Source organism: Leeuwenhoekiella palythoae (genome assembly GCF_020310025.1).
In the GTDB taxonomy this organism is placed as follows: Bacteria; Bacteroidota; Bacteroidia; order Flavobacteriales; family Flavobacteriaceae; genus Leeuwenhoekiella; species Leeuwenhoekiella palythoae.
In genome coordinates, this window is the sequence record NZ_CP084318.1 from 3886287 (window position 1) to 3899344 (window position 13058).

The window sequence follows — 13058 nt, forward strand, 5'->3', positions numbered from 1 at the left end:
TAAGTTATGCCTGCTTTCTCTAAAAATAGAACTCCGTCTACAGATACCAAAAAACCATCTAAAGCTGCCTTTTTTAAAGTTCAGGCGAAGCTTAAAATGGGGCAATCTGGAGATAAGTATGAGCAGGAAGCAGATAACGTAGCGCAACAAGTTGTTGAAAACACCCACGGAAATTCAGCAACCAAAGTCCAACAGAAACCGCTCGCACAAACCATAAAACCGGGGATTCAACTCAAAGCGCTGGAGGAAGACCAGGTTCAGAAAAAAAGTGAAGAGGAAGAGGCTGTTCAGGCAAAGGAAGAAGAGGAAACAGTACAAGCTAAAACTGAAGAAAATGAGGAAGAAACCCTTCAAGCAAAATTGCAAACTACTGCTACTCCATCTACCAGTATTCAGGAACGTTTAAAAAATAATAAGCACAATGGCGAACCTATGGCTCCAGCTACCCAAACCAGAATGGAGCAGAATTTCGGCACCAATTTGTCTGATGTGCGTATTCACACCGATGTCAATGCGCAAAAAATGAGTGCAGATCTTGGTGCACAGGCTTTCACTTCTGGTCGTGATATTTACTTTAATGAGGGCAAATATGCACCGGGATCACCCGAAGGTGACGGCTTGCTTGCACACGAATTGACGCATACGATTCAGCAAGGAGCTATTGCTAATAACAAATCGGTGAAAACCAATTCGGTAAAACCTAAAAACACAACTGCTTCATCAAAGGAAACAGCAGCTCCAAAGCAGGATTCTATTTCAGAACCTGTGAAGCAAAATTCAGAAGAAACAAAAAAAGAGCAATTTCAATCTCAGGAAAATTCAGTACAAACCAAAACTCAAGATCCTAAATACCCTACTTCTGCTCAAGAAAATGAAGCCTTTCAAGAATTAACCGAATCCATTACAAACAGATCAAGGGCTGCTCAAACAACGCCCGATGCCGAAGTTTCTGCTCAAGCAGGTGCAGCGGCTGCACCACGCGCTGCTAACGAGCAAATGGGCGGTGCACAAGCCAATCAGGTTGAGGTAATGAATGCGCAAGAACCGGGAGTTTTTGATGCGGTAAGTTTCAAAAATCGCCTGATGGAACGTATTGAGGCGATGCAGCTTCCGGCAAATGAAGAAGAAGCAGACGATTTTGAGAGCAATAATAATATTGATTCCGTTACTCAAGCCGGAGTTGGGATGGCCAATGCAGAAAGTCAGCAAGCATCTGGAGCGATTAACCAAGCGACCAGCACAGCGCCAGATCCTAATTCGGTTGCACAACGTGAGGTTGCTAACATTCCTGAGGCTCCCGTAGGTCAGCGACCAGCACCTGTAAACGCAAATGCAGCTGCACCTCCTCCACGTCCTGACAGTCAGGTACAGGCTCCTTTACAACAAAACGTAAATGAAATAGATCAGCAATTAGAAGCAAATCAAGTCACTGAAGATATGCTTCATAACAGCAATGAACCTACCTTCGGTGGCGCATTAAGCGCAACGAACGAAGCTCGTGACCACGCGAATCAAGCTCCTGCAGCATTTAGAGCGTCAGAGCAAGCAAGTTTAACTTCCGCACAAAATTCTGCGCAGCAAAACAGCAACTCCCAACTCAATGCTATGCATAACAGTAGAGCTGCCTCGCTGGGAAGTACTCAACTGGAGCAACAAAACACAGCAACTGCTAACAGCGCTGCCCGAGAGCGTATTGCTTCAGAAATCAACACCCTGTTTGAAAACACAAAAAATGCAGTTGAGACTATTTTAAGTGAACTTGAAGAACAGGTTGCATCAATGTTTACCACAGCAGCAGAAAAGGCCAAGAAGGTATTTGAGGATTATGTAGCACGCAAAATTGATGCCTATAAAGCAGAACGCTACAGCGGTCTAGGTGGTGCCGTCACCTGGGTGGGTGATGCGTTTACAGGTTTGCCCGATGAGGTCAATGCCTTTTTTGAAGAAGGAAGAGAAAAATACATCGAGGCGATGGATAGCGAACTTACAAGCATCGCCGAATATATCGCTCAAAAACTCACGGAAGCAAAAACTAAAATTACTGAAGGCAAACAACAAATTGCAGATTATGTTGCAAGTCAGCCTCAGGAACTTCAGGATATCGCTGAAGAAGCCGCCGGATCTATTCAAAGCAGGTTTGACGACCTAGAGAATGCTGTAAACAGTAAACAAGACGAACTTATTGAATCTCTTGCACAACAGTATCAGGAAAGTCTTGCTGAAGTAGATGCACGTATTGAAGAAATGCAAGCGGAAAACCGCGGACTTATTGATATGGCGATGGGTGCTGTTATGGGCGTCATTCAAACGATCATCAATATCAAGAATATGCTCACCAATTTATTGAGTGCAGCATTAGAAGCGATAGGTGCGATCATATCTGATCCTATTGGATTTTTGATGAATTTGATTCGCGGTGTAAAAGAAGGCTTTTTGAATTTCGGCACCAACATCATGACGCATTTGATGAATGGATTGGTGACATGGTTAACCGGAGCCTTAGGGCCAATGGGCATTACGATTCCGGAAGATATTTTCAGTTTAAAAGGAATATTTAGCCTGGTGATGCAAGTGCTCGGGCTGACCTGGGATTATATGCGGCAAAAAGCCGTGAAACTTTTGGGCGAACCGGTAGTACAAGCGTTAGAATTGGGCTTTGAACTTTTTCAAATCATCAGAACCGAAGGAATTGCCGGTATTTGGGAATACATTAAAGAACAGTTTACTGATCTAAAAGAAACCGTGATCGAAGGCATTCAAGATATGATCATTACCACCGTAGTTGACGCCGGAATCAAATGGGTTTTAGGATTGATGAGTCCGGCGGGTGCTTTTGTAAAAGCTGCAATGATGATCATCGACATTGTCAAATTCTTTATTGAACGGGGCAGTCAAATCATGGCTTTGGTCAATGCCTTTATCGAAGGTGTAAGAGCGGTAGCTTCAGGAAACGTGGGTGCTATTGCCTCTAAAATTGAAGAAGCACTAGGGCGTGCCGTACCCGTGATCATTGGCTTCCTGGCTTCGTTGTTAGGCATTAGCGGACTCGCTCGCAAAGTGCAAAACCTCATTCAGCGCATACGCCAACGCATAGACAAGGCTATTGATAAGTTGATTCTTAAGGCTAAAAAGGCGTTTAAAAAATTAGGCAATAAAGTAAAATCTGGCGTACAAAAATTCATTGAATGGTGGCGGGTAAAGAAAAAATTTAGAGGTCAAGATGATAAAACACATACCTTATATTTTGAAGGTAATGAATCTAATCCAGTATTAACTGTCGCGAGTAACCCTACTCCATTTACCTCCTTTATTTCTTCCGTAGTAATTGGTGAAGACCCAAAAGGCGAAAAACAAAAAGCCAAAGACGAGGCTGTACAAATAGCAACGGAAATTGACACCACCAAACGAGCGCCATTAGAAGGAAGTACCGAAGAAGCTAAGAATAAAAGCCGGCAAGATAAGAAAGAGAAACTTGAAGGTTTACTATCAGACCTTAGTAAACGTGCTGAAAAATTATTTGGTCTAGATGTTTCTGAACTACCCACAACAAAGATTTTCAAACAAGATGCTACAACAAAAGGTGAAGACACTGTTGGAACCGAAATGATTGCAGAACCATTAACTCAAAAAGGAAGTGGAGGAAGTATTCCTACCTCTCGAAAACACAAATTATTTGACAAGCTCTTAAAACGCCGTTTGGGTGGTAGCAGTTATTACATTAGAGGGCATCTATTAAATCATAACACCCACGGTCCAGGAAAATGGACCAACATGACACCGCTTTCTAAAGAGGGTAATAAAAATCACGAAAGTCTTGTAGAATCACTTGTAAAAGCTGCTGTAAGTTCTGGAGCTATCGTTAAATATAGTGTTAAACCAGACTATAGTAGAAATGCTTTAGCGACGCCAAGCTCCGCTCCTGCTGATATTCAAGAAATACGAGAAGCAGAACAGCACGTTCCAACCAAACTTGTTTGTGAAGCCATCATAGTTCGGAAGAAAGAAAACAGCTTTGAAAAAACACAGGAAATCGTGAAAAAAAATGTTGAGAACCCAATCGACACTTCCATCAATAATTATCAATTAGACTCAGAAAAGAAACAACCTGTCAAACTTAAAACTGATAATAAAGATCATATCGCCGCTAATACCACAGGAATAAGCCGTGTGAGTATTAATCGTATTAAAGATGCTGTAGACACGATTGATAATCTCAACTATTATGATCAGATTATTGAAGCTCTTGAATCTCCTGCAGCAAAAGCTGGGGTAGAAAAACTGAGAACCATGAATAATGTTACGCTAAATTAAATTTATATTTGAAATAGAACACTGTAAATCAACACCATGAAAACACTACGCTATCGCTCCCGAGGTCAAGAAGTATATTTTTTAGAAGAACTCCTTCAGAAATTAGGTTATGAGGTTTACGTCTCTACCTATTTTGGCTTAGACACCAATAATGCTGTTAAAGACTTTCAGCAAAAAAATAATCTTGTCGTTGACGGTATCGTAGGCTTAAAAACTTGGAGCAAACTACTGGCTCAGGAAAATCAAATTTTTGATGCAAATTCAAAATTGCTTAGTGAGCAAGATCTGATTGACTTTGCGCAGCGCTATGACTTAGAGTTGGCTGCTGTAAAAGCTGTCAATGAAATTGAGAGCAACGGTAAAGGTTTTCTGGTGGGTGATAAACCGCGTATACTTTTCGAGGGTCATATTTTTTGGCGACAATTAGAAGCAAAAGGAATTGATCCCAAAAACTATGTTTCTGAAGAAAGCGCTAATGTGCTTTATAAAAAATGGACGCGCATTTATTATGTGGGCGGTTTGGGAGAATACGACCGTATGAATAAAGCTGCGGCTTTAGGCGATCACCCTGATTTTAAAGCTTCGGCTCAGGCTTCGGCATCTTGGGGGATGTTTCAAATTATGGGCTATCATTTTAAAAGTTTAGGTTATGCTTCGGTAGATGAATTTGTAGAAAAAATGTTTGAACACGAGCGGGAGCATCTGGCGGCTTTCGGTAAGTTTTTAGAGGTCAATAAACTGTTGAAACACTTACGCTCAAAAAATTGGGCAGCTTTTGCCAGAGGCTACAACGGCCCCGGTTACGCTGCAAACAAATACGATATTAAACTGGCAAAAGCCTATGCTAAATACTCGTAAGCCTTATGAGTAAAAATCAATCCTTAGGCTTTGACACGGTGATGCTGCATTTGCAAGAACTTGTGATTTGGCGACTAAAACATCCTAAGTTGAGTTTTGAAAAAGCTCCACAGTTAGATAGTCAGGCACTCCCCGACTCACTATTAAAACAGCTTATTATAGTCTTAGAATTAGACCCCGCAGAAATCGCAATACTCTTACTTGTTCTAGTACCAAATCTTTCACCAGAACTCCTGAAATTTTGTGTAAATCAGGTTTACCCTGATGGCGGCGAACTTCCCGAACTTGGCGGAATACAAGGCAAAAACCACCGTGGCATCTTACCCACTGCAGAGACTGCACTGTTTCTCATCGCAGGGGTAAATATAGATGCGAAAGTACAAAGCTGGCAGTATTTTGATAAGCATAGTAAACTCATCACCAACAAGATCATTCAGTTAGAAAAGCCTGAAAAGAATGAACCCAAAATGAGTGGATCCTTGGTTTTAGACCCAGAATACACTTCCTTGCTTATAACGGGCAACATACCAGAACCTGAACTGAGTATTGAGTTTCCAGCTTCAAAGATCGAAACACAACTTACCTGGGATGATTTGGTTCTCAATGCCGAAACCCGACAAGAAATTCGGGACCTTGAAATATGGTTAAAACATAACGAAACGCTTCAACAAAAACACGACACGACTAACAGATTCAAGCGTGGTTATCGCGTACTTTTTCACGGTCCGCCCGGTACCGGAAAAACACTAACCGCAAGCCTTTTAGGAAAATATACAGACCGTGAAGTTTACCGCATCGATCTTTCAACCGTGGTTTCAAAATATATAGGAGAAACCGAAAAAAACCTGGCGAAACTTTTCGATAAAGCCCAATATAAAAAATGGATACTTTTCTTTGATGAAGCTGATGCAATTTTTGGGAAACGCACTCAAGTGCGTGACGCTCACGACAAATATGCCAACCAAGAGGTTTCTTATCTTTTACAGCGTTTAGAAGAACATCCCGGCCTTGTCATTTTAGCCTCTAATTTTAAAAATAACATTGATGCAGCATTTACCAGACGCTTTCAAGCCTTAGTGTATTTTGCACCTCCCGGATATCAAGAGCGCATCGAACTGTGGAAAAAAACACTTCCAAAGAAATTTAAATACGCACAAGAGATCGACTTAAAAACAATTGCAAAAACTTACGATATTACCGGGGCACACATTACTAATGTTATACATTACTGTTGTTTGCAAGCGCTGAATCAAGACTCACTGACTATTACGAGCAAGAATCTCATAGCAGGTCTTAAACGAGAATACAAAAAAGAAGAAAAGATGTTTTAGTTATATTTGAGTTTCACAAGTACTTCAATATGGCAAAACATCGCATTTATACAATGGCCTTTTCGGGTGTTTATCCGCATTACATCACAAAAGCCGAAAAAAAAGGCCGCACCAAAGAAGAGGTTGATCAGATAATCTTTTGGTTAACCGGTTATGATCAGACCGCCTTAGATCGCATATTATCTGAAAAAACAAATTTTGAGACCTTTTTTGACGAGGCACCTCAGCTCAATCCTAATGTTTCCAAGATTACCGGAGTTATTTGTGGTCATCGCATTGAGAATATTGAAGACCCTCTGATGAAAAAAGTACGTTATCTTGATAAATTAATTGACGAACTCGCTAAAGGAAAGGCGATGGAAAAAATTCTCAGAAAATAATGCTACTATGGAAGAATATAAAACCATTGCCTCAACCTTTTTAAAAGAGGTCGCATTTGGCAATATTGACTTAGCTTTCAAGAAATATGTTGCCGAAGATTTTATGCATCACAATCAGTATTTTGAAGGCTCTCGTGATGCATTGATGCAAGCGATGAAAGAAGATCACAAAACCAATCCTAACCTTGATTTCGAAATTAAAAAGGTATATGCTGATGGTAATACGGTAATCACGCACAGTCTGGTCTCAAAGCAAACTATGCAGATTGCAGTGGTGCATATATCTAGATTTGAAAACAATAGAATTGTAGAATTGTGGGATTTGGGCCAAATCATCGAAAAAGATAGCCATAATAAATACGGACTCTTTTAATAATTGTAAAAAATACACTTTATATTTTTATTCTGTATATTTCAATCGATTTAGAGAATATTAATCATGGTTAAGTTTTACTATTCATTCATCATTATACTGCTACTATCAGTAGTAAATTCATCGACAGCTCAAACTGTTGATCGACCACGTGTACTTGTGACTACAGACGGCGAAGCTGATGATCGAGCTTCAATGGTGCGCTTTTTGCTCACTTCTAATGAATTTGAAGTTGAAGGTATTGTAAATTCTAGTTCGCAATTTCATTGGGAAGGTGGTCAAGGGTGGAATGCCTTTCACCCCGTAACTTGGGTTAAAGAATATATAGACTTGTATGCTCAAGTTTACCCCAATCTACAAACTCACGATACCCTTTTTCCGCATCCCGATTATTTACACAGCATATGGAAAGTTGGTAACATTGCTGAAATCGGGGAATATCAAAAACGAACCAAAGGCGCAAAGTTTATCGCAGAAACTCTTTTAGATACTACTGATCATCGACCAATTTGGCTGCAAGCTTGGGGAGGAACGAATACCATTGCTAGTGCCTTAAAAATCATTGAAGAAGACCATCCTGAAAAGATGAACTATGTTGCTCGTAAACTACGTTTATTCTTGATTTGGGAGCAGGATCAATCTTATCAAGACTACATCCGGCCGCATTGGGAGCACTTGAATATCACCACTATAATTTCTGATCAATTTGATTGTATGGCCTATATATGGCCAAAAGTGTTGCCTAAAACTATTCAACCTTACTTTGAAAAAGATTGGATGACTACCAATATAATTGAGGGACACGGTGCTTTATGTAATGCTTACGAAAATAGCCAGGGTGCCTTCAATGCTGAAGGTGATACCCCAGCTTTTTTACATACGATCCCAAATGGTCTAAATAGCACAGATTCTCCAGATTTTGGTGGTTGGGGAGGGCGCTATGTCAAGGTTAGAAATAATGTCTGGATGGATCCCCTACCAGACTCATCATTTACCAGACCTACAAAACAGTGGGGTTTTGAAAACAGTTGGTCAAAACTTTTAGAACATATAACAACTCCGGAAGATATACAAATCAGAACAGCATATTTTAAACCTATTTGGCGGTGGCTACCTGAAGTTCAAAACGATTTTGCTGCTCGGGCAGACTGGTGTGTACAACCCTTTGACGCTGCTAACCATCATCCCATCATTAAACTAAAAAAATCAGCGCTATCAGTAAGGACTAAGGCTGGAGCAACACTTAAGTTAGACGCTTCGCAAAGCATAGATCCAGATGGTGATCAACTTCATTTCAATTGGTGGCACTATAACGAGGCCGATACTTATTCTGGTAAAACGATTACCGGTTCAAAAAAATCAAAGTTTAATTTTAAAATTCCGCACGACGTTGAAATAGGCGATACACTTCACATAATCTGCGAAGTAAACGATTCAGGAACGCCTACGCTTACACGCTATAAACGTATTCTTATTACAATCAGTGAATAGCTAATTGTATAGAAAGCTTATTGCTATTCAGGCATAGTGTATTCCCATATTTTAGTAAATCGCTAAAATAACTTATCTTTTTTCAGCTTTTTCGCATTCGATTGAAAACTGCTTGTTCGGTTTTTAAACGAAAAAATTTACTTGATAATAGCTTTTGAACTTAATACTATGCACAAACTAAGTTACACCTTCGTAATCTTTGCAATGCTTTTTATGAGCTCCTGTGAAGAACAAAAATCTAAAGAAAATTACAGTCTTTCTTCACCTGATGAAAAGAACACAGTTACTTTCAGCCTCACTGAAGCAGGCAAACCTACTTATACGATCGCTCACGATGGTGTTGTGGTGGTAGACACCTCTGCAATGGGTTTTGACCTTAAGGATCTTGACGCGCTTTCGGAAGATTTCGAGATTATTAAGACTGAAACGAGCACTGCTGACGAAACTTGGCAAATGCCTTGGGGAGAACAATTAGAAGTGCGTAATCACTATAACGAGCTGATCATTTACTTACAGGAAACTTCTGAAAATAAACGAAAACTCAACATTCACTTTAAGGCATATAATGATGGTATTGGATTTAGGTATGAGTTCCCTGAACAAGAAAATCTTAATGAATTTATTATTGCCGATGAAAATACGGAGTTTAACCTGACCGGTGATCATAAAACGTGGTGGATTCCGGGAGATTGGGATATTTATGAGCATCTGTATAGCGAAACAAATTTCTCTGAGATTGATGCTCTTGCTAAAGCAAATAACCCTGATCTCAATGCAAGTTATATTCCTGAAAATGCAGTAAATACACCGGTCACGATGAAAACAGCAGAGGGATTGTATTTGAGTTTTCACGAAGCCGATCTTACAGATTATGCCGGGATGACTTTAAAGGTAAATCAGTCTGAACATAAAATGATAAGCGAACTCGTAGGCTCTGAACGCTTGGGAGGGAAAGCTCAAATTAAAGCTCCATTCAATACTCCTTGGCGTACCATCCAGATAGCTGATAGAGCCGGTGATCTGATTGAATCAAAAATGATCTTAAACCTAAACGATCCTAATGAATTAGGAGATGTTGACTACTTTACTCCAATGAAATATGTAGGGATTTGGTGGGAAATGCACATTGGCAAATCTACTTGGGATATGGAAGGCACTCAGGATATGAACACCTTTACGGTGGGCGAAAAAGGTTCTTCTCAACACGGCGCTACTACAGCAAATGCCAAAAAATATATTGATTTTGCTTCTGAAAATGGCATTAAAGGATTGCTTGTAGAAGGATGGAATACCGGTTGGGACAAATGGATCAATACAGACGACCGCGAAGGCGTTTTTGATTTTATCACCCCCTATCCTGATTATGATTTCGACGAGGTAATGGCTTATGCAAAAGATAAGGGTGTTGAGGTCATTATGCATCACGAGACCTCTGCTGCTCCCCTAACCTACGAGAAACAAATGGATGCTGCTTATGATTTTATGAAAGCTAACGGAATCAATTCGGTAAAAACAGGTTATGTAGGAAAGATTATTCCTAAAGGAGAATACCATCACGGGCAGTGGATGGTAAAACATTATCAAAAAGTTTTAGACAAAACAGCAAAAAAGAAAATTGCAGTAAATGCGCACGAACCAATCAAAGCTACAGGAAAACGCAGAACGTATCCTAACGCCATAGCTCGTGAAGGTTTACGTGGTCAAGAGTTCAATGCTTGGGCCTCAGACGGTGGCAATCCGCCGGCACACTTACCAACGGTCGCTTTTACACGTATGCTTTCCGGACCTATTGATTTTACACCTGGTGTATTCAATATCAAATTTGACGATTATAAAAAAGAGAATCGCGTCAACACCACTTTGGCGCATCAGCTTGGGTTGTACGTGGTGATTTATAGTCCGATTCAGATGGCCTGCGATCTTCCGGAGCATTATATGGTAAACGATAAAGTGCATCCGGCATTTCAGTTTATATCAGATGTAGGTGTAGATTGGCAACAGTCTAAAGTTCTTGATGGTGAAGTTGGGGATTTTGTGGTGATCGCAAGACAAGAACGAGAAACTAACAATTGGTTCATAGGCGGAATCACCGACGAAAATCAACGTGATTTTACATTAGATTTTGATTTTCTGGAAGCTGGTAAAACCTATGAGGCCAAACTCTATAAAGATGGCCCTGAAGCTGATTGGGAAAACAATCCGCAAGATTATGCTATTGAAACACTACAAGTAGATCGTACCACTTCGCTTGACATCGCGATGGCTTCGGGTGGTGGATTTGCAATAAGTTTAATTTCACAGAACTAGTAGGTTTCAAAAATTTTATAAAATGTCTTTACTTAGGTAAGGACATTTTTTATTTATAATAACCAATGTAACTCTTGTTACGTACCTCCAGCGCAAGTTTAGAGTTCTTTGTACGACTCTAGATTTATAAAATATCTTAAAATTCTCTAGTATATGAACTGGATTTACGATCCTTGGCCTTGGTACATATCAGGTCCTCTTATTGCCCTTATCCTGTTTGTTTTACTCTTTGTAGGAAAACAATTTGGAATGTCTTCTAACCTGCGTACACTATGCTCAGCTGCAGGAGCGGGCAGAAAATCAGACTTTTTTAAATTTAATTGGAAAGAAGAACGCTGGAATTTGACCGTGATGTTAGGTGCTGTTTTGGGCGGTTTTATTGCTTCTCAGTATCTGTCAGATAATACGGTGACTATCGCCGAAGATGTAGTTGCTAAACTTCAAACTTATGGAATAGAAAGCGCTGGAAACGCATATCTTCCTACAGAACTTTTCAGTTTAGAGAATTTAAGCGATCCTAAAAATCTATTTATACTAATCATTGGTGGATTTTTGGTAGGTTTTGGTGCGCGTTATGCCGGCGGCTGCACGTCAGGCCACGCTATCTCTGGATTGAGCAATTTACAATTACCATCACTTATTGCAGTCATTGGTTTCTTTGCCGGTGGTTTAATAATGATCCATCTTATTTTCCCTTTAATATTTGCATAATGAAAACAATCGTTTATCTCCTCATAGGAACCTTCTTCGGAATATTAATGTATAAATCTGAAGCCGCGTCTTGGTTTCGCATTTTTGAAATGTTTGAGTTTGGTGCTTTGCATATGTATGGCATCATTGGTTCGGCGCTGGTTTTGGGCGTAATTGGTGTTCAGATTATAAAGAAATTCAACCTAAAAGCGCTTGGCGGTCAAGAAATGCGGTTAAAACCTAAAGACAAGAGTGTTGCTCGTTACGCCATTGGCGGGGTACTGTTTGGTTTAGGATGGGCATTAGCAGGAGCTTGCCCTGGACCTATGTATGTGCTTACAGGTGCCGGTTATGTTTCAATTATGATCGTTATTCTAGGGGCTTTACTCGGCACTCTTGTATACGGTTTGATCAAACACAAACTGCCACATTAAGTAAAATTTTATCAAGTTATAACAGCATTTGATTTTGAGGTAAGCCATTGCAGTTTTCCATCAGGATTCTGTACTATTCACAATAAATGCTCAGTTCGCACGATAGATTTTAAAGCTAAATTATTAGTATTCTGAAACTTGCTACTTACGGCTATTGAGGATTTATGTAGCCGCTTTTATCAAGTAAGTTTCCTATTTTTGCGACAAATTTAAACGTATGCTTATCATAGGAATCGCCGGGGGTACCGGAAGCGGTAAAACCACTGTTGTAAATCAAATTGTACAAGAACTTCCCGAGGGTGAAGTGACGGTTATTTCACAGGATTCATACTACCGCGACAACTCACATTTATCTTACGATGAGCGTATTAAGATCAATTTTGATCATCCTAAATCAATTGATTTTGAATTGCTTTGCAAGCATCTTGAGCAGCTGAAAAAAGGAGAAACGATTGAGCAGCCGGTGTATTCTTTTGTGAAACACAACCGCACGAGTGATAAAGTGATTACGCATCCGCGGAAGGTGGTCATCGTTGAGGGTATTTTAATTCTTACCCATCCTGAAATACGCGAACTCTTTGACATCAAAATATTTGTACACGCAGATTCTGATGAGCGTCTTATTCGCCGACTAAAGCGCGATATCGCCGAGCGCGGTCGTGACCTTGATGAAGTTTTAACCAGATATCAGACCACGTTAAAACCGATGCATCAACAATTTATTGAACCTACTAAGGAATATGCAGATATTATCATACCTTATAACCGCTACAACAATGTTGCGATAGATATCGTTCGTAGTATTATCAATCAACGTTTGGTTTAATTAAATCTGTGCTGATTTGTCTTTGTTAAAAAAGCTTCGTCAAAAAAGGTGGTTTCG

Annotated in this window: 10 protein-coding genes; all 10 read left to right on the plus strand. The window is 40.0% G+C overall.

Annotated elements, in window-relative coordinates; all coding sequences use genetic code 11:
• The first annotated feature begins 6 nt into the window (after positions 1 to 6).
• The 10 genes from LDL79_RS16680 (at position 7) to udk (ending at position 13001) form a co-directional block, all read left to right on the plus strand.
• Positions 7 to 4311, plus strand: a complete 4305-nt coding sequence (locus LDL79_RS16680) for an eCIS core domain-containing protein (protein WP_225598567.1) — start codon at positions 7 to 9, stop codon at positions 4309 to 4311.
• Positions 4312 to 4347: 36 nt separating this feature from the next.
• On the plus strand, positions 4348 to 5169 hold the full coding sequence (locus LDL79_RS16685) for an N-acetylmuramidase domain-containing protein (protein ID WP_225598568.1): 822 nt from the start codon (positions 4348 to 4350) through the stop codon (positions 5167 to 5169).
• A 5-nt stretch (positions 5170 to 5174) separates the two neighbouring features.
• Entirely contained in the window at positions 5175 to 6500 is a 1326-nt protein-coding gene (locus LDL79_RS16690) for an ATP-binding protein (RefSeq protein WP_225598569.1), read from the plus strand.
• Positions 6501 to 6529: 29 nt separating this feature from the next.
• A complete protein-coding gene (locus LDL79_RS16695; RefSeq protein ID WP_225598570.1) occupies positions 6530 to 6880 on the plus strand; it encodes a DUF2200 domain-containing protein in 351 nt (116 codons plus the stop codon).
• Positions 6881 to 6887: 7 nt separating this feature from the next.
• A complete protein-coding gene (locus LDL79_RS16700; protein ID WP_225598571.1) occupies positions 6888 to 7253 on the plus strand; it encodes a nuclear transport factor 2 family protein in 366 nt (121 codons plus the stop codon).
• 66 nt (positions 7254 to 7319) lie between these two features.
• Positions 7320 to 8744 carry a DUF1593 domain-containing protein gene (locus LDL79_RS16705; RefSeq protein WP_225598572.1) on the plus strand — a complete coding sequence of 475 codons (1425 nt, stop codon included), beginning with the start codon at positions 7320 to 7322 and terminating at the stop codon, positions 8742 to 8744.
• 168 nt (positions 8745 to 8912) lie between these two features.
• Positions 8913 to 11051, plus strand: a complete 2139-nt coding sequence (locus LDL79_RS16710) for a glycoside hydrolase family 97 protein (RefSeq protein WP_225598573.1) — start codon at positions 8913 to 8915, stop codon at positions 11049 to 11051.
• Positions 11052 to 11204: 153 nt separating this feature from the next.
• Positions 11205 to 11762: a YeeE/YedE family protein gene (locus LDL79_RS16715; protein WP_225598574.1), complete on the plus strand. Its 558-nt coding sequence runs from the start codon at positions 11205 to 11207 to the stop codon at positions 11760 to 11762.
• Positions 11762 to 12175: a DUF6691 family protein gene (locus LDL79_RS16720; protein ID WP_225598575.1), complete on the plus strand. Its 414-nt coding sequence runs from the start codon at positions 11762 to 11764 to the stop codon at positions 12173 to 12175. The genes LDL79_RS16715 and LDL79_RS16720 overlap by 1 nt, the downstream gene beginning before the upstream one ends.
• A 217-nt stretch (positions 12176 to 12392) precedes the next feature.
• Entirely contained in the window at positions 12393 to 13001 is a 609-nt protein-coding gene (gene udk, locus LDL79_RS16725) for a uridine kinase (RefSeq protein ID WP_167596953.1), read from the plus strand.
• Positions 13002 to 13058: the final 57 nt, after the last annotated feature.